19 protein-coding genes and 1 pseudogene are annotated in these 17,950 nt (G+C 59.3%); 10 read left to right on the forward strand and 10 right to left on the reverse strand.

What is annotated here, in order from left to right; all coding sequences use genetic code 11:
* Positions 1-87: 87 nt before the first annotated feature.
* Positions 88-1,254: a M20 aminoacylase family protein gene (locus HU755_RS15540; RefSeq protein ID WP_186634150.1), complete on the forward strand. Its 1,167-nt coding sequence runs from the start codon at positions 88-90 to the stop codon at positions 1,252-1,254.
* A gap of 60 nt (positions 1,255-1,314) precedes the next feature.
* On the opposite strand, the gene HU755_RS15545 is transcribed toward HU755_RS15540, so the two are convergent.
* The gene (locus HU755_RS15545) at positions 1,315-1,755 is read right to left on the reverse strand and encodes a carboxymuconolactone decarboxylase family protein (protein ID WP_186634152.1); all 441 of its coding nucleotides are present in this window, start codon (positions 1,753-1,755) and stop codon (positions 1,315-1,317) included.
* 187 nt (positions 1,756-1,942) lie between these two features.
* On the opposite strand from HU755_RS15545, the gene HU755_RS15550 reads away from it, so the two are divergent.
* On the forward strand, positions 1,943-2,284 hold the full coding sequence (locus HU755_RS15550; RefSeq protein WP_186634155.1) for a hypothetical protein: 342 nt from the start codon (positions 1,943-1,945) through the stop codon (positions 2,282-2,284).
* Positions 2,285-2,443: 159 nt separating this feature from the next.
* Here the strand turns inward: HU755_RS15550 and HU755_RS15555 are convergent, their stop codons facing one another.
* The 3 genes from HU755_RS15555 to HU755_RS15565 form a co-directional block, all read right to left on the reverse strand.
* A complete protein-coding gene (locus HU755_RS15555) occupies positions 2,444-4,012 on the reverse strand; it encodes a sensor domain-containing diguanylate cyclase (RefSeq protein WP_186634158.1) in 1,569 nt (522 codons plus the stop codon).
* A gap of 173 nt (positions 4,013-4,185) precedes the next feature.
* A complete protein-coding gene (locus HU755_RS15560; RefSeq protein ID WP_186634161.1) occupies positions 4,186-4,956 on the reverse strand; it encodes an aldolase in 771 nt (256 codons plus the stop codon).
* Between the two features lie 11 nt (positions 4,957-4,967).
* Positions 4,968-5,675 (reverse strand): haloacid dehalogenase type II, encoded by a 708-nt coding sequence (locus HU755_RS15565; RefSeq protein WP_186634164.1) that lies wholly within the window; start codon positions 5,673-5,675, stop codon positions 4,968-4,970.
* Between the two features lie 109 nt (positions 5,676-5,784).
* On the opposite strand from HU755_RS15565, the gene HU755_RS15570 reads away from it, so the two are divergent.
* Positions 5,785-6,642: a LysR substrate-binding domain-containing protein gene (locus tag HU755_RS15570; protein WP_186634333.1), complete on the forward strand. Its 858-nt coding sequence runs from the start codon at positions 5,785-5,787 to the stop codon at positions 6,640-6,642.
* A gap of 14 nt (positions 6,643-6,656) precedes the next feature.
* Here HU755_RS15570 and HU755_RS15575 read toward each other — a convergent pair whose 3' ends face one another.
* The 4 genes and pseudogenes from HU755_RS15575 to HU755_RS15590 form a co-directional block, all read right to left on the reverse strand.
* Positions 6,657-6,983 carry a hypothetical protein gene (locus HU755_RS15575; RefSeq protein WP_238350005.1) on the reverse strand — a complete coding sequence of 109 codons (327 nt, stop codon included), beginning with the start codon at positions 6,981-6,983 and terminating at the stop codon, positions 6,657-6,659.
* A 16-nt stretch (positions 6,984-6,999) separates the two neighbouring features.
* A pseudogene (locus tag HU755_RS15580) lies at positions 7,000-7,128 on the reverse strand (PAAR domain-containing protein); the annotation flags it as partial.
* A gap of 151 nt (positions 7,129-7,279) precedes the next feature.
* Positions 7,280-8,701, reverse strand: coding sequence for a group II intron reverse transcriptase/maturase (gene ltrA, locus HU755_RS15585; RefSeq protein ID WP_186634170.1), 1,422 nt, complete (start codon positions 8,699-8,701; stop codon positions 7,280-7,282).
* A gap of 481 nt (positions 8,702-9,182) precedes the next feature.
* Complete coding sequence (locus tag HU755_RS15590; RefSeq protein ID WP_186634172.1) at positions 9,183-9,845, reverse strand: ribonuclease T2; 663 nt, start codon at positions 9,843-9,845, stop codon at positions 9,183-9,185.
* A gap of 164 nt (positions 9,846-10,009) precedes the next feature.
* Between HU755_RS15590 and HU755_RS15595 the strand changes: the two genes are divergently transcribed.
* The 6 genes from HU755_RS15595 to HU755_RS15620 all read left to right on the forward strand — a co-directional run bounded on the left by HU755_RS15595 (position 10,010) and on the right by HU755_RS15620 (position 15,289).
* Complete coding sequence (locus HU755_RS15595; RefSeq protein WP_186634175.1) at positions 10,010-10,492, forward strand: hypothetical protein; 483 nt, start codon at positions 10,010-10,012, stop codon at positions 10,490-10,492.
* 102 nt (positions 10,493-10,594) lie between these two features.
* Complete coding sequence (locus tag HU755_RS15600; RefSeq protein WP_186634178.1) at positions 10,595-12,292, forward strand: copper resistance system multicopper oxidase; 1,698 nt, start codon at positions 10,595-10,597, stop codon at positions 12,290-12,292.
* 11 nt (positions 12,293-12,303) lie between these two features.
* A complete protein-coding gene (locus HU755_RS15605) occupies positions 12,304-13,173 on the forward strand; it encodes a copper resistance protein B (RefSeq protein ID WP_186634181.1) in 870 nt (289 codons plus the stop codon).
* A gap of 30 nt (positions 13,174-13,203) precedes the next feature.
* Positions 13,204-13,578 (forward strand): copper homeostasis periplasmic binding protein CopC, encoded by a 375-nt coding sequence (gene copC, locus HU755_RS15610; RefSeq protein WP_186550474.1) that lies wholly within the window; start codon positions 13,204-13,206, stop codon positions 13,576-13,578.
* Positions 13,579-13,581: 3 nt separating this feature from the next.
* Positions 13,582-14,439, forward strand: coding sequence for a copper homeostasis membrane protein CopD (gene copD / locus HU755_RS15615; protein ID WP_186634184.1), 858 nt, complete (start codon positions 13,582-13,584; stop codon positions 14,437-14,439).
* A 58-nt stretch (positions 14,440-14,497) separates the two neighbouring features.
* A complete protein-coding gene (locus HU755_RS15620; RefSeq protein ID WP_186634188.1) occupies positions 14,498-15,289 on the forward strand; it encodes a transporter substrate-binding domain-containing protein in 792 nt (263 codons plus the stop codon).
* 3 nt (positions 15,290-15,292) lie between these two features.
* On the opposite strand, the gene HU755_RS15625 is transcribed toward HU755_RS15620, so the two are convergent.
* Entirely contained in the window at positions 15,293-15,505 is a 213-nt protein-coding gene (locus HU755_RS15625; protein ID WP_186634191.1) for a hypothetical protein, read from the reverse strand.
* Between the two features lie 532 nt (positions 15,506-16,037).
* Here HU755_RS15625 and HU755_RS15630 point away from each other — a divergent pair.
* Positions 16,038-16,973, forward strand: a complete 936-nt coding sequence (locus tag HU755_RS15630) for a hypothetical protein (RefSeq protein ID WP_186634194.1) — start codon at positions 16,038-16,040, stop codon at positions 16,971-16,973.
* 123 nt (positions 16,974-17,096) lie between these two features.
* Here the strand turns inward: HU755_RS15630 and HU755_RS15635 are convergent, their stop codons facing one another.
* Positions 17,097-17,798: a hypothetical protein gene (locus HU755_RS15635; RefSeq protein WP_346655436.1), complete on the reverse strand. Its 702-nt coding sequence runs from the start codon at positions 17,796-17,798 to the stop codon at positions 17,097-17,099.
* Positions 17,799-17,950 lie beyond the last annotated feature (152 nt).

Raw genomic sequence — 17,950 nt, forward strand, 5'->3', positions numbered from 1 at the left:
GCGCCAGGTCAAGCGTGCACAACTGCGTCCACCGGCGATCTGGCGGATGCGCTACCGATTCAGATCACTGCGGACAGGAACAGCAACATGGCAATCGCAACGGATTCAGCGCTGCAAGAACGTATGGTCGGCTGGCGTCGCTGGTTGCATCAGCATCCAGAGGCGGGTTTCGCCGAGAACAAGACCAGCGCTTTCATCGCCGAAACACTACGCAGTTTCGGCCTTCAGCCTCATATGGGCATTGGCGGGACCGGTGTAGTCGCGACTATCGAAGGCGAGCAGCCCGGCATCGAGATCGCCCTGCGCGCCGACATGGATGCACTGCCCATCCAGGAGGAAAACACGTTTGCCCACCGCTCACGCCATGACGGCTGGATGCATGCCTGTGGTCATGACGGCCACATCACGATGCTGTTGGGCGCCGCCAGCCGCTTGTCGGCAGATCGCCGCTTCGCAGGCAAAGTCCACTTGGTGTTTCAACCGGCGGAGGAAATCGGTACAGGGGCCAAGGCAATGATGAACGCTGGCCTGTTCGACAGATTCCGCACCGAATGCGTGTACGGCCTGCATAACTGGCCAGGTCTGGAAACCGGCCGCTTCGTGGTGCATCACGGTGCGGCAATGGCCGGTGCCAAGCCCTTCGAAATTGTCGTCAGCGGCTGCGGCTGCCATGCGGCGATTCCCCATCAAGGTGCTGACCCGTTGCTGGCGGCGGCACACTTGGTCACGGCATTGCAAAGCATCGTTTCGCGCAATATCGACCCGGCCGACGCACTGGTCCTCAGCATCACCCAGTTTCACGCCGGGCATACCCACAACATCATTCCCGACACGGCCCGCCTTACCGGCACCCTGCGTTACTTCCGCCCTGCCGCTGGCGACATTGCGTCGCGTCGAATGGCCGAGCTGGTCGAACAACTGGCGGCCGCAATGGGTGTGCGTGCATCGCTGGAATTTTTCCAGTTCGGATCGCCACCGGTGATCAACAACACCGAGCATGCAGAACACTGTGTGGTCGCCGCCAGTGCCGTGGCCGGTCGGGAAAACGTCGGCACCGCAGTGGCACCGAGCATGACCGGGGAAGACTTTGCCTTCATGCTCGAACGCAAACCCGGCGCCTACATCTGGATCGGCAACGGCTCGGCCGAACGCGGCTGCTCATTGCACAATCCGCGCTATGACTTCAACGACGAGATCATGCCCATGGGCGTGGCCTATTGGGTCGCCCTCGTCCAGCACCGATTACAAGGATGAGCAGTTGCCCCGTTTTGTGGGAGCAACCCCGCTCCCACAAGGGACACCAGCGTTCCGGCTTCAGGCCTGGGGCAGTTTTCGGAAGCCCACCGCCAGACGATTCCAGCCATTGATGGTGTTGATCGCAACGGTCAGATCGACCATTTCCCTGGGCGTGAATTGCGCGGCGACGATGTCGTAATCTTCGTCCGGGGCATGGGTCAGGCTCAGTTGCGTCAGCGATTCGGTCCACAGCAACGCCGCGCGTTCGCGATCGCTGAAGAACGGCGCTTCGCGCCATGCCGTCACTGCGAACAGGCGACGCGGGGTTTCGCCGTCCTTGATCGCATCGCTGGTGTGCATGTCGATGCAGAATGCGCAGCCGTTGACTTGCGAGGCGCGCAGCTTGACCAGCTCGATCAGGCTTTTTTCCAATGGCAATTTCGAGACAGCGGTTTCCAGCGCCATCATCGCTTTCAGGGCATCAGGGGACGCGGTGTAGAAATCGGTACGAGGCTGCATCTGTGGCTCCGGGGTTGCGAATGAATGTGCGGCTACGTTAGCCCCGGGCCGTGGTTCGGCAAATAGCCAATTGTGCGCAAGAACAGTAGGCCACCGGCATCGCCATCGACCACTCGTCACTCACCCGGCACCAAGGGTTCAGCACGCCAGACCAACATCAGGTAATCCCTTTATCAGGAGATGCACCATGACTATGCGCACACTCACTTCGGTATTGCTCGCCGGTCTGCTCGCTGCGGGTTCGGCAGCAACCTTCGCCGCCAATGACAGCACCGACGCCACCGGCACCAAGTCCGGCGCCACCAGCGGCTCGACCATGCCGCCGGACAATACGCCGGGCTCGCCTTCCGGTGGCAGCGGGTCTGGCGGCTCGAACAACGGCAGCAAATCGGGTACCGGCTCAGGCACTGGGATGGGCACCGGGACAGGCACCAATGGCGGCGCCAGCAGTTCCGGCTCGGGCGCGGGCGGCGGCACCGGTTCGGCCGGCGGTGGCACAGGCGGTGCGGGTGGCGGCACGGGCGGCTGAACGAACAAGAGCCATCCCAAGTAGCCTGTAAACGAAGAAAATCTACTGTGGGAGCGAGCCTGCTCGCGAAAGCGATTTGTCAGTCAATAATGATGCAAGCTGACACACCGCATTCGCGAGCAGGCCCGCTCCCACAGTTGGAATGTGTTGTTTCAAAGATCAGCGATCCGAGCGCATCAGCGCGGCAAAACCTTCCTCCGGCGAGAACACCGCCGCCCTGTTGCGGCCGGCATTTTTTGCCTCATACAACGCCGCATCCGCGCGCCGGATAAACATCTCCAGGCTGTCGTTACCGTTCGGGATAAATGAATAACAGCCCAGGCTCACGGTGAGATATCCGGTGGGCGAACCACTGTGGACGATGTGTTTGTCGATCACACTGCGCCGAATCTGCCCGGCAATCGCCAGCGCGCCGTTGATGTCGGTGTCCGGTAACAGCACGGCAAACTCTTCACCGCCGTAACGCACCGCCAGGTCCGACTTGCGCTGGCAACACGTCTTGACCACCTGCGCCACTTGCGCCAGGCATTGATCGCCGGCGACATGCCCGTAGGCATCGTTGTAGCGCTTGAAAAAATCGATATCGAGCATGATCAGGCTGACCGGACTGACCTGCCGTGCACAGCGGGCAAATTCGATTTCCAGCGAGCGCTCGAACAAGCGCCGATTGGCCAGGCCAGTGAGGCTGTCATGGGTCGCGATCTGCTCCAGCGCCCGTTGCGCCTTGCGCAGGTTTTTTTCAATGCGCTCACCGTTGCGCACTTGATGGATGAACACCCAACCGAACAGCCCCACCCCAAGGATCACCAACGCAACGATCACGCTGGACTGAAACGCGCGCTCCGACCAGCCCTGCAGAATCGTCTCGCGCGAAGTCGCCGCGGACACCACCAGCGGATACGAAGCCAGTTGCCGATAGCCATACAACCGGGTAACGCCGTCGACCACCGACTCGAGCATTGCCGTGCCCGCCGTCGCGTTCGGTAGCAGGCTCTGATAGATCTCGCCGTGGGCCACCGAGGTGCCGATCAGTGATTCGTCGAAAGGCCTTCGGGCAAGCAAAGTGCCGTCGGTCAAGGCGAGAAACATGATGCCGCTGTCGTCCAGGCTGAAACTTTTGAAAAACCGGTCGAAGTAGGACATCCGGATACCGGCCAGCAGCACGCCCTGAAAATTGCCGACGCGGTCGTTGATGCGCCTGGACACCGGGATGATCCACTCGCCGTTCTCGCGACTGCGAATCGCTGGACCGATGTGGGCCACGGTCGAGACATTCTGCTGATGGAACTTGAAATATTCGCGATCGGCCACGCCGTTGCCACGGGGCAGATCGGCGAAGGACGTAAGGACCCATTGCCCCTCGCGATCGAAAAGAAACAGGCCGTGCAGTTGCTCCAGCTGCTGCGCGCGGCGGGCGAAAACCCTCTGCAGACGCGGTCTCTGCGCGGCGCCGTAACCATCGTCCTGAATCCAGTCGACCAGACTGGTCAGCACCAGGTCCGCCGCCATGATCGTGTCCTCGGCCTGCTGCGCCATCGCCCGCGTCAGGTTGCTCGATGCCACTTGCGCCACCGCCAGGTCCTGACGCCGCGACTGCTCCAGTTGCAGATACAACAGACCGCACAGGCACAGGCTCACGGCAACGATAAACAGCACCGCCGCTTTGCGCAGGGGCAGGCGCTTGAGCGCGCCGGGGGCCTGATGCGGATCTTGAGGGGAGATAGGCAAAAGCATGTCCTGGGCAGGTACGACAGGGGCGCGAGCCCGAAACCCTTATGTTTGTGAGCGTAGCCCACCGGGGTGTACGGGGCAAACGCCCGCCTCCCGCCCAGTTATATCGGCGCGTTGTCCGTTTGGATGATCGCTGTTTGCCAATTTATTTGTGGCTGCTTCAACGCCAGTCAGTTGTGCCACAGTCGACGCATCGCGCTGCGTAGATGTGCCTGGGCACTCTGCGCATCGCTCGCGCGCATTTGCTCGCAGGCACGTTGCGCGATCGTGTGGGGCACCGGTTTCAATTCGCGCTGCGTGGCCATGGCCAGCAGTTGCACCTGCGCGGCGCGTTCCAGGTAATAGAGATCATCCCAAGCCTGGGCGATAGTGGGCGCGGCGACGATCACACCGTGGTTTTTCAGGAACAGGATATCGGCATCGCCCATGACCCCGGCGATGCGGTCGCCCTCGGACTCATCCAGCGCCAGGCCGTTGTAATCTTCATCCACCGCTGTGCGCCCATAAAACTTCAGCGCGGTTTGCCCCAACCACAACAGCGGCGGTCCTTGCAGCAGGCACAACGCGGTGGCGTGCGGCATGTGCGTGTGGAAGGCGACTTTCACCCGAGGCAGCTGTTTATGCAGACGCGCATGGATATAGAACGCTGTCGCCTCGGGTTCGCCCGCGCCGTCGACCACGTGGCCATCGAAGTCGCAGACCAGCAGATTCTGTGCGGTCACTTCGGCAAATGCGTAGCCGTACGGGTTGATCAGAAACAGCTCGTCATGCCCCGGCAGCATCGCCGAAAAATGATTGCAAATGCCCTCCTCCAGTCCATGCAACGCCGCCAATTGAAAGCACGCGGCGAGTTCGTGACGGGCGGTGACGATTGCCTCGGTCTCAAGGTTGAGTGTCGATGTCGACCGGGGCCGAACGCTGTCGCTCAAGGTGTGCGCCATGGCAATTCTCCTTACATCCAGCCGAGGGATTTGAACAGGGGCAGTACGTGATCAAGCGCGCTCAGCGTTGCGTCGGGGCGATAGTCCGGCAACAACTGACGACCGGTGCCGCGATCGATCCAGACGCAGCGAAAGCCCATGTCCCGCGCTGCCGTGTGATCGAGCATGGGACTGGCGCAGATGTGCACTGTTTCATCGCGCGTCACGCCCAATTGCTCATGAGCGTAGTCGAACAGCCGGGCCGCGGGCTTGTAGGCGCCGGCCTGTTGCGCAGTGATCACACGGTCGATATGGCCGCCGAGTTGCGCGACGTTACCGGCAATAATCGCGTCATCCGTGTTGGAGACGATACACAGTTTGAAGCCCATGGCTTTGAGCTGCGCGAGAGTCTCGATCACTTCGGCAAACGGCGGCATCTTCGGGATTGCGGCGGCCAGACGCTGACTGTCTTCGGCCAGGCTCGGCAAACCCAGTTCTTCCAGGGCCAATTGCAGACCGAGACTGCTCAGCTCGCGAAACGAACGATGCGGCGGGGTTTGTTCGAGACGGTGTTCGTGACGGTCGTACACTTCAATCAATTGGTTCGCGTCGACGTGGTGCTCGCCCTTCTCGCTGAGGATTTCCCCGACGACGGCCTTCAGGCCCTCATCCCACTGGATCAGCGTGCCGTAACAATCGAAGGTCAGCCATTCGGGGCGTGGCGTGTTGGTCAGGGTCATTGGTCGGTTCCTCGGTGGTGAGGGTTTCAGCTTATGAGCGACCGGTGATAGCGTGAAATTAAATAAACAGACGACTGTCAGTTGCAAAACCAATATCGAGAACACCGCCATGCTGGATCTGGAATTGCTGAAAACCTTCGTTTGCGTGGTCGACGAAGGCAGCTTCACCCGAGCCGCCGAACGGGTACACCGCACCCAATCGACGGTCAGCCAGCAGGTGCGAAAACTGGAGGATCTGGTCGGCCATGCTTTGCTGCTGCGCGACCGCACCGGGCTGAACGTCGCCGTCACCGAACATGGCGAACTGCTAATCCACTACGCCCGCCGCTTGCTCGCGCTGTCCGCCGAAGCCACGCAAGCGCTGGCCAGCGAGGTCGACCTGGAGGTGCTGCGCATTGGCATGCCGGAGGACTTCGACGCCCGGCGCATGGCGCTGATCCTCGCCGGTTTCACCCGCAGCCATCCGCAGGCACGCCTGGAAACCCTCAGCGGCATGAGCCTCGACTTGCGCCAACGCCTCGATGCCGGCGATATCGACATCGCCCTGATCAAACGCGAACCCGACAGCGGCCCGGCGTGGGCGACCTGGCCGGAACGGCTGGTGTGGGTCAAAGGCGCCGAGTTCGATACGTCGAGCGGTGTACTGCCGTTGGCGCTGTTTCCCCAAGGCTGCCTGTATCGGCAGCGAGCGATTCGCCTGCTGGATATAGCCCAGCGACCCTGGCGGGTAGCGTTCGGCAGCCATAGCCTGACCGGGATTCAAGCGGCGGTGGCATCGGGATTGGGGATTTCAGTGCTGCCGGTCTCGGCGGTGCTGCCGGAGCATCAGCTGTGTACGGACTTGCCTGAGTTGGCGCCGACGGAACTGGCGTTGGTCAGCCGCGAGGGAGTGTTGAGTGCGTTGCAGCGTGGGCTGGTGGAGTTTTTGCGCGGGGAGTTGGGGGTGGATGCGGGGGGATTTGCCTGAGATCCCCCGGTGGGTTATTCGGGTTTGTTGATTTCCCGCAGCAGGTCGGCGGTGGGGATGTTCATGGTGTTTGAGTAGTAGGGTTTGTAGCCGTAGGCGGTGATGACGACTTTGCAGGGGACTTGGGTTTTGTTGGAGAGAAGGTTGTTCATCTCCACATTTGTCAGGTTTCTTTCTGAACTTCGGTCGCTGGAAGTTTCGCTAATGAACGCCCGGGTGAAGTAGGAGAATTTCGCGCTATTGGCTTCAGTTTTGTCGGATCTGATCAAGCCGAATGCAGAGAATCGAATGCCTTTGCCGACCGAGAAATCTTGGTCTTCAGCCAAAGCGCACTTGAGCATCCCTGAAATCATGCCTTCCTATTCGCGCGGCCGCCAGACCATCGAAATTGACATTTGGCGAGCCGCTGACGATCGGGTTGGTGCCGTGTCCCGGCAACGGGCAGACGGTGGGGTCGGTGACGCGGGCAGCGGGTTTTCCGCTCATGAACAGCTCCTTGCGGTGTGACGTGAAGATCCTTTAGGGCGCGCAGCATGCGTGAATTTGCAGGCGCTTCAAACCTTCAGATCGAGTAGGAGGCGGATTTACATCCGCCGTCCTCTCACACCACCGTACGTACGGTTCCGTATACGGCGGTTCAGGTTATGCGGCTAAGCCGATTGATCGTATCCAGTATTGAGATAAGGCCCAGCGCATCCCATTGTTTCTTGGGCAGCGCCCGATTCATATGGGATGCTCCCGAGTTCCACCAAGGGCCTCGGCCATTGGAGGCCGAGTGACAGGCCCGGGCTTCGTTGAGCCCAAGACGCATCAAGTTGCGAGCCCTCGTAGAGGGCAGCTTCCAGTGGCGCCACACGACACAACGAAGTTTTCGACGTATCCATCCATCAAGGTTTTCAAGGGCGCCTTTGCTTTGACTGAGCCTGAAGTAACCGGCCCAGCCGCGCAGTACAGGGTTTAGTTGCTCGATGACATCCGACAACTTTCGACCCCGCGCTCCACGCAGCAAATCTCTGAGTCGGTCTCGCAAGCGACCCAGACTCATCGTCGCCACTCTTAACCTCGGCTGCCGATGCAAGCTCATCCCATAGCCCAGAAAATCGCAGAACCAAGGCCTTGCCACGCGGCTCTTTTCCCGATTCAGCACCAGTTTCAGGCGCTGACTCAGGAAACGCTCAACGCCTGCCAACACTCGTTCGCCAGCACGACGACTACGCACGTAAATGTTCGCATCATCGGCATAGCGCACGAAACGATGGCCCCGCCGTTCCAGTTCGCGGTCGAGTTCGTTGAGCAGGATGTTCGACAGCAACGGCGAGAGTGGGCCGCCTTGCGGCGTCCCCTCCTGCCGTCGGCTGACGAGTCCGCCCAACATCGTTCCCGCTTCGAGGTAACGACGGATCAGCGTGAGCACACGCTTGTCTTCGATTTGACGCTCGATGTAGGCCATCAATATGTCGTGATTGACCCGATCAAAGAATTTCTCCAGATCGAGCTCCACGCACCAACGGTAACCTGCCGCCACATGGGTACGAGCGGTTTCGATGGCTTGATGAGCGCTTTTACCCGGACGAAAGCCGTAACTGTAATCCGAGAACAGAGGGTCGAAGATCGGCGTGAGCTGTTGCAGCAGAGCCTGTTGGATCAGACGATCCACGACGCCGGGGATACCCAGCCGTCTTGTCCCGCCTTTGGGCTTGGGGATGTCAACGGCACGTACACCTTGTGGGTGATACTCGCCGGCCAGCAACCGAGTCTTGAGAGTCGGCCAATACTGTTTCACGTAGCCTGCCAACTGGTCGACCGTCATGCCGTCGGCACCCGGCGCGCCCTTGTTGCTGACTACGCGTTGATACGCACGCCTGAGGTTGGCGGGTGCAAGCACCCGCGCCATCAACGTGTCCGGCTCCGCGTTCGTCCACGTCACAGACGCCGCCGATACCTGTGCGCTGTCAGCCGTCATCCTCGGATTCTGTCCGGGACTCGGAGTAACAGTCTTCTCTGGGAGAAATTTCTGCATTTCGGTATTCAACGAGACTCTGACGCCTACTGGCGGCATAACCTGTTCGGCCCTTGGTGACGGGGTTATTCGTCACTTACTACGGCTTCGGCTGACTTCTGCACGCTCATCCCGTCGCCTCTCGACGCCCGGTAGCACAATGGCAAACGTACAGATCTCCCAGGGTAATTCGCGCGACCTTCCTGCTTATGCCTGTCGGATCTACGTCGTAGCGTTCCGTGCAAGTATTGGGCTTTGACGATATGCGCCGTCTTACCCCGCTACGCCGCCTAATCCGCTTCCTGTTCGTCAGGCCAGCATTTTGCCTCGGGCTTCCTTCAGATTCGCGGTCACCCGCGACACCCTTGCCTCTGGCTAACACTTCCCCTTGCCGGGTGTGTAGAGGACTTGCACCTCCAAGTCACCAGCGAGGCCACCACAGCCAAGCTGGTTGCGCTTACGCGCAACGCGCCATGCCTGGCGCACGCAAAAAAACAGGCGCTCAGATGAGCGCCTGTTTTGATTGGCCGTTACCCATGGCTCACCGCGCCGGGGGCACCCGGATGTCCCCCGCCCGGCACTGATTCTTCACGCCTTTGCCGCACGCGCCGAACTGCAAATCCTTGTCCATGCACACCCGCACTTCCGACAGCTGCGGGCCGCTGCAAATCACCGCAATGCCGTCTGCCGGGATGCCCGGGTTGGCCTTGCGGAACAGCTCGGCAATTTCTTGCGCCTCGAAGTAGTACGAAGAACTGAACGGTTGCAGTTCTGCCGGCACGTTCACCGCCGCAACGGCCTGGTCGGATTTGTCCAGATAGCCCATCGCGCCGAGGCCACTGCAGGTGCCGTGCTTGGACCACTCGTGATCAAGGAGTTTTTTCGTTGGAAACAGCGTCAGCCCCTTGTTGGTCTCGGCGGCCGACAATCGGGTCAGCGGCGGGCAGGATTGCGGCCAGCCGCCGCCGGCATATTGTGGCCACAGGCCGTGCAGGACGAAGCCGTAGCCTTTGCCGGTGCACTGCGCATCGTCTTTGTGAGTGAGGCAGAAAGTCGGCGACCAGGACAGCGCCAACAGGTAGTAGTCGAACACCCCCGCCACCGATTCCGCCTGCACTCTGGATTGCGATTGACGCGCCGAACTGATGCCGATGCTACCGATCGTCAGTGCGATCACTGTCAAAATTGTAAACAGCTTTTTCATGTACCCGTTCCTTGGGACGCCAGCGTCCGTGGTTGTCGTTGCCGGCCAGACTTGGCCAGTGCTGATTTCGACACGCTTGTATTGCAAGCGCATGACGCAAGGCAAGGCTCTGCGCCGTGCAAAGGTCTACGCTGAACAGGCAGACATCCAACAAGGGAACCGAAATGAGTAAAGCAGACGAACTCGCCGCCAAACTCAAACAAACCCGGCACACCCAGGCCGACGACCGTACCTGCGCTGCGCTTGAGGTAGATTGCTGGCCTGCTCAGGTGTACGCCTTGTACCACCGCATCGAGGCCTGGCTACAGCCAGTCACCGAGGTAGGACTGAAGATTCGGCGAATTCCTACGCACGTTTGCGAGACTTCACCGGATGGCGAATCCCATGATTACGCCATCGATCAGTTGGTGATCGAAGCCAACCACCATAGCCTGACCTTTGATCCGATCGCGCGGTTTACCGAGGACGGCTGCGGCCGCGTGCAGATCAAGGTGCCAGAGCGCGATCAGTCGTTGCTGCGCACGGTGGATGAACATGGCGAAAGTCACTGGTGGTTGCAGACCGTTGAAACCGGGCAGGAGCTGGATGCGATTGCCCTGACGGAAAACAACTTGCTGCAGGTAGTACAGCAAGGTCTGGGTCTGTAAAGGCCATCGCGAAACTGACAAAACTGTAATCCCCCCCTCAGCCAACTGAAAGCTGGCACTGGTTAGCCTCCCCGTCATGGGTCAAACAAGGACTTCCAGCGCATGTCTTCCACCACGTCTCGCCGCACCTTCGTCAAAGGCCTTGCTGCCGGCAGCCTGCTCGGCGGCCTCGGCCTGTGGCGCACGCCAGTCTGGGCGCTGAACGGCGCCGGGCCGCTCAACGAGCTGAGCGGTAATCAGTTCGAGCTGTTTATCGGCGAAACCGCGGTCAACTTCAGCGGTTCCCCGCGTACCGCCATGACCATCAACGGTAGCCTGCCCGGCCCGCTGCTGCGCTGGCGCGAAGGTGACACCGTCACGCTGCGGGTGCGCAATCGGCTCTCGGCCAGCACCTCGATTCACTGGCACGGCATTTTGTTGCCGGCAAACATGGACGGTGTGCCGGGCCTGAGTTTCCATGGCATCGAACCGGGCGGCGTGTACGTCTATCAATTCAAGGTTCGGCAACACGGCACCTACTGGTACCACAGCCATTCCGGGCTTCAGGAACAGGCCGGTGTCTACGGACCGCTGGTGATCGAGGCCAAGGAGCCGGAGCCCTTCCAGTACGACCGCGACTGCGTGGTGATGCTCAGTGACTGGACCGACGAAGACCCGGCCAGCCTGATGAAGACCCTGAAAAAACAGTCCGACTACTACAACTTCCACAAACGCACCGTCGGCGACTTCATCAATGATGTCGGGGAAAAAGGCTGGGGCGCCACCGTCGCCGATCGCAAAATGTGGGCGCAAATGAACATGAACCCCACCGACATCGCCGACGTCAGTGGCGCCACGTACACCTTTCTGATGAACGGCCAGGCGCCCGATGACAACTTTACCTGCCTGTTCCGCCCTGGCGAAAAACTGCGCCTGCGCCTGATCAACGGCTCGGCGATGACCTACTTCGACGTGCGCATTCCGGGGCTGAAAATGACTGTGGTGGCCGCCGATGGCTTGCACGTCAAACCGGTCAGCGTCGACGAATTGCGCATCGCGGTAGCCGAAACTTACGACGTGATCGTCGAGCCTGATGGTGACGCCCACACCGTGTTCGCCCAAGCCATGGACCGCAGCGGTTATGCGCGCGGCACCCTCGCCACACGCGGCGGATTATCCGCGCCGGTGCCCGCGCTCGACCCGCGTCCCCTGGTCAGCATGGACGACATGGGCATGGCCGGCATGGACCACAGCGGCATGGACATGAGCGCCATGGACCACTCGGCCATGGGGCCGATGCAATCGCATCCGGCCAGCGAGACAGACAATCCGCTGGTGGACATGCAGGCCATGACCACCGCGCCAAAACTCGACGATCCCGGCCTTGGCCTGCGCAACAACGGCCGTCGCGTGCTGACGTACGCCGACCTGCGCAGCACCTTCGAAGACCCGGACGGCCGCGACCCGGGCCGCACCCTCGAGTTGCACCTGACCGGGCACATGGAGAAATTCGCCTGGTCGTTCAACGGCATCAAGTTCTCCGACGCCGAACCGTTGCTGCTCAAGTACGGCGAGCGTATCCGTCTGGTGCTGGTCAACGACACAATGATGACCCATCCCATTCACTTGCATGGCATGTGGAGCGACCTGGAAGACGAAAACGGTAATTTCCAGGTGCGCAAACACACTATCGACATGCCGCCCGGCAGCCGCCGCAGCTACCGCGTCACCGCCGATGCCCTCGGCCGCTGGGCCTATCACTGCCATCTGCTGTATCACATGGAAACGGGCATGTTTCGCGAAGTGCGGGTGGAAGAATGAGGGGACCGACCATGACTCGATTCAGCGCGTTTTCCCTGCTGCTCATCGGCGCCCCAGCCCTGGCCGCCAGCGACATGCATGGCGTGGACCACAGCCAGATGCCCGGCATGGACCATTCGGCCATGCAAAGCATGGACGACGGCATGATGCAGCCCGCCGCGCCCGCCGAAAGCCGCACGCCGATCCCGCCACTGACCGACGCCGACCGCGCTGCCGTGTTCACCAGTCCCGGCGGCCATCAGGTACATGACCGCGTCATCAACAGCTATTTCCTCGCCGACAAACTCGAATGGCAGGACGCCGACGACGGCAGTGCTCTGGCCTGGGATCTGTCCGGCTGGATCGGCGGTGACATCGACCGGCTGTGGCTGCGTTCCGAAGGCGAGCGCAGCAACGGCAAGACCGAAGACGCGGAAATTCAGGCGCTCTGGGGCCATGCGATCTCGCCGTGGTGGGACGTGGTCAGCGGCGTGCGTCAGGACTTCAAACCCGGAGCCCCGCAAACCTGGGCCGCGTTCGGCGTGCAGGGCATGGCGTTGTACAACTTCGAGGCCGAAGCCACGGCATTTCTCGGTGAGGGCGGCCAGAGTGCGGTGCGCCTGGAAGGCGATTACGACATCTTGCTGACCAACCGGCTGATCCTGCAACCGACCGCCGAACTCAACGTCTACGGCAAAAACGATCCGCAGCGAGGCATTGGCTCCGGGCTGTCCAACACCGAGGCGGGCCTGCGTTTGCGCTATGAAATCCGCCGCGAATTTGCGCCTTATATCGGCGTGACGTGGAACCGCACCTACGGCAACACCGCCGACTACGCCCGCGACGAAGGCGAGGATCGCAGTGAAGCGCGCCTCGTCCTGGGCGTGCGGATGTGGTTCTGATTTCCCTCTAAAAACAAACCGGAGACTTGCATGCGCACCTTGATCACCCACCTCCTGCTTGCCAGCGGATTGCTCCTGAGCAGCCTCGCCCAGGCCCACCCGAAACTGCTGTCATCGACCCCTGCCGAAGGCGCGGATGGCGCCGCCCCCGGCAAGATCGAGCTGCGCTTCTCGGAAAACCTCGTCACACAGTTTTCCGGCGCCAAACTGGTCATGACCGAGATGCCCGGCATGGCCCACCCGCCGATGCCGATGAAAGCCAAAGTCAGTGCCGGCAGCGACCCGAAAACCATGCTGATCACCCCGCTCGCGCCATTGCCTGCTGGGACCTACCAGGTGCAGTGGCGCGCGGTGTCATCCGACACGCACCCAATCACCGGCAACGTCACGTTCAAAGTGAAGTGAGCGATGGATGAACTGGCCAACATCGTCCTGCGGTTCGCGCTGTATGTAGATTTGCTGCTGTTGTTCGGCCTGCCCTTGTTCGGGCTGTACAACGTTAATGCGGCGCTGCGGTTTCAACCGCTGTTGCGCAGGATGGCGTTGATCGGGGCACTGCTGTCAGTCGCAGGGCTGGTGATGATGACCCGCACCATGAGCGGCGAAACGCAGCTCGCGGCGCTCTGGCCGCATCTGCAAATGATGCTCCTGGAGACGGATGTCGGGCTGGCGTGGGCGCTGCGGATGACGGCGCTGATCATCGTGCTGTTCCGGCCGCGTGGGTGGAGTGCCTCGATCGCCAGTGCAGTCGCCCTCGCCTCTCTGGCCTGGAGCGGACACGGCGCGATGGATGAAGGGGCGGTGCGATTCTGGCATTTCCTCAGCGACATTCTGCACCTGCTCGCGGCCGGAGCGTGGCTGGGCGCGATGCTGGCGTTGCTGCTGATGGCGCGGCGGGTCGGTGACACCCATATTCGGCGGCTGGCCGAGGCGGTCAAGCGCTTCGAATGGATGGGCGCAGTGATCGTGCTGACCCTGACGATCAGCGGCGTGGTGAACTACTTGTTCATCGTCGGCCCGCGGCTGTTGCCTGGCAGTTATGGGCTGCTGCTGGCGATCAAGGTTCTGCTGTTTATGGCAATGCTGATGCTCGCCGCGTTGAATCGCTTTCACCTTGGACCGTTGCTGGAGCGCTCGTTACGCGACGGTCAACACCTCATCGCAGCGACCGCGTTGAGGCGCAGTCTGGTGGTGGAGCTGGTCACGGCCCTGCTGGTCGTGGCATTGGTGGCGTGGCTGGGTACATTGAGTCCGGAGCCGGGATGACACCCGGGAAGGGCTTTCACTACACTGGGCCACCTTCCCTCTCAGAAGTCCGATCTCCATGACAACACCAAAAAGCACGATGATCGCCTGCGCTCTGCTGACCCTGGCCACCGGCGTCCACGCCGAGCCAAGCGCCAGCCACCTCGACCGCATCCAGCAACAAGGCCAACTGCGCGTCTGCACCACGGGCGACTACAAGCCCTACACCTTCAAGCGCACCGACGGTGATTTCGAAGGCATCGACATCAGCATGGCCCGCTCATTGGCCGACAGCCTCGGCGTCAAAGTCCAATGGGTGCAAACCACCTGGAAAACCCTGATGCCCGACATGCAGGCCGGCAAATGCGACATCGGCATGGGCGGCATCTCGGTCACGCTGGAACGGCAGAAAAAAGCCTACTTCAGCAACACCCTCGACACCGACGGCAAAATCCCGCTGGTGCGCTGCGCCGACCAATCCAAGTACCAGACCATCGACCAGATCAACCAGCCGGACGTACGCCTGGTCGAACCCGCCGGCGGCACCAACGAAGCCTTCGTCCACGCCTTCCTGCCCAAGGCACAACTGGCCCTGCACGACAACGTAACGATCTTCCAGCAACTGCTCGACAACAAGGCCGACGTCATGATCACCGACGCCTCGGAAGCGCTGTATCAGCAGAAGCTAAAACCCGGCTTGTGCGCGGTCAATCCGCATCAGTACATGCAATACGGCGAAAAGGCTTACTTGCTGCCGCGCGATGACATCAGCTGGAAACTGTATGTCGATCAGTGGCTGCATTTGAGCAAAGTCACCGGTAAGTACCAGAAGGCTTTGAGTGAGTGGATCGCCGTGCCTGCGGCGCAGTAAAGGCTAATCGTCGTGCAGCATGCCGGAGCTGTATTGATTCAGGCTGCTGCCGATATTGTTGCCGCCGAAGTTCAACGTATTGGCATTACGGCTCTGCGGCGACAGGCAGTCGCCGGAGAAGCAACTGGTCGTGGTCAGGCCTGCCCCGCCTGAACAAGCACTCAGCACCGATACCGCTGCAGCAATCAACAGCACCCTGACGACATGAACGTTCATCGCACGATTCCCCTCTGGATGAAAAGCGACGGTCTTGTCCGAGCATCCTGCGCCCGTACCGGGCGCGCCAACATGAAATTTGCTTGGTCGACAGCACCGGTTCAGCATCTTCTGAGCTGAGGGCGACAGCGCCATACCGAACGCAGAAATAGCGTCCCAGCCGGATGGCCTGATTCACGGTAACTTCTTCGTTTTTTAGCGATTTCCAGCAAGCCGTAATGACTGCCTGACAGAGGAATTACCGGTACTTTGCTTGTGTTTTTTCTCGAAAGGAGTCGAAACCATGCCAAGTGAAAGGCTAAATTTGACTACAAACTGGAATAACTTCGAGCCAAGTCTATAATCCTAAATCTTTAATGTAGAACATCAGGTGGCATGGATTACATTACTTGATATTTAATCATGCTAACTTTACTAAATCTGATCGATGGGAGCGCTATGAGCGGATTTTATGTTAAAGGACAAAAAATATTATCCACAACTGCCCGAGAGGCAAAAAAATTTAGCCGCATAAAGATTGGAACCAGCAGCAATGCCATTTTCAGCGGCCTCTTGCGAGATGTATTGCAAGCATCATGTGAAAGAAAAGGCCAGGCACTACTTTTTATTCACCAAATATGTTCAGATCACTTGCGACTACCTATCTGAAATTGACAAAACTAAGGCCAGCTCTCTGACGTTGGATAATGCAATTCAAAAAACGGCAACACATCAGGTTGGCAAGGGATCCTATGATGCAAAGTATTATAAAGGGGATGATGGGAGTGACACCGGATCATCCAATAGGAGGTTTGATGCAAAAGCTATCGATATTTTGAATAGGCAATCTACTGGTCAGATCGATACTGTTGCGGCTCATTATAATAATCTTGGTCTCAGCCCTAAGTTCGTGAGCATCATGCAAGAAATTTTAGGTGAACACCCTGACCGCAAGGTTCTGAAGAAGCTTAATGAAGTTTGTATCGCGTTGTGCGCGGGCACTAGCATTCTCCCAAAGGAAATAAACCTTGGTCCTGAGAAGATTATGGATAGGCTTCAGCGCGAGCACTACGAGTATTTTCAAAAAAGCGGAGGAGCGTTCTTCTCGCAAGAAAGCATTGAAAGTTACGTCGACAAAGGCACGGCTCAAATTTCAAATTGGGGAGGTCGTGATCACAAAGGTACCGAGATAGGACAGTTGATGGAACCGTATAAAGCCGGCCTGGCTGAAACTCGGATTATTCTTTTCTCCCAAGCGATGAGGTCGATCGAATACTGCCTCCAGGACATGATAGAAGCTGAGGATTACACCTTAGGCTCAAGCCTCGATGATTTGTCGGACCGATACCTTCAGAAAACCGGGTCAGGTAGTAAAGGAATACGGGTACCCAGACATGAGAGCGTTCAGAAGTTGATCGATGAGTTTCAGGTCCAGCGCAGGATAAACAGCGGTGCCCTATTAGGCCCAGGGTCCACGGTGGCCAAGTGATTCGTTGCAGTAACTACCTGATTGAGAAAGCAATGGGGACAGATTCATTTATCTCCTAATATGAGCAACAAATCTGTCCCTTTCTATTGCTGGCGAAGCGTGTTAAACGCCAGCGCACCGAGCTTAGAAAGACTCGACCGGTTTTTTGGTCTGCTCAACAAGCTTGTTTTCGTCAAGTTTCGGGAAAGAAAACTTGATCATGATGACCGATTCCTCGCCCTCACCCGTGACAATCAGATCAGCCCCCCTGACATTCGCAGGCGCGGCTGCCATCAAACCAGAAACGCTAGGTGTCCCTTTGATCGAGGCGGCACCCTCAATGAACGAGTAGGTTAGATTATTGGCGTTTAGAGCGACACTTTCGTAGTTGGTGAGTTTAGCGGTGTACTCATCCTTGTTTTTAGCTTTTGCCGCCAGATCGACGAGATCCAGCAGGGACTTGCCGTCAGCCAGTGCGACCAGGCCGAACGACTTGGCCAGCGCACCGATGGCACGCCCGAACAGTTCACGCTCATAGGGCGCGAATAGGGAAACCATAATCAGCTTGTCATCGCTGAATACCAAGGCAGCGGTGAATTTCTGATCAATGAAATCCACGTCATCAATACACCGGGCGGGCCCGCCCACCTCTGACGAGCAATCATAGTAACCGCCAGCCTCTGTGTATTTCGCGATTGGCGTGTCGTAGCCGTAGCTCTTGAACAGGTTGTCAGCTGCAACGGCACTCTGCATAGCGCCCACGAGACCGCCCAGGCAAAGCACTAACGCATGGATTTTTTTCGACATGGATTCCGTTCCTACAAGGATGTGGATATTGATAGCCACATGCTATCAATCCTCTCGCGGTTTTGTCTCGCTCAATCCAATGCACGTTGAGCAAGGTCAGCAGATCCAGAAATCGGACGCTGTAAACCCACTCTGCCATTCCCGCCCCAAGCCCACTCCTCCCATTCCTGATAAACTCCCCACCTCCCAGC

This window comes from Pseudomonas sp. SWRI111, from assembly GCF_014268555.1.
GTDB lineage: Bacteria > Pseudomonadota > Gammaproteobacteria > Pseudomonadales > Pseudomonadaceae > Aquipseudomonas > Aquipseudomonas hamedanensis.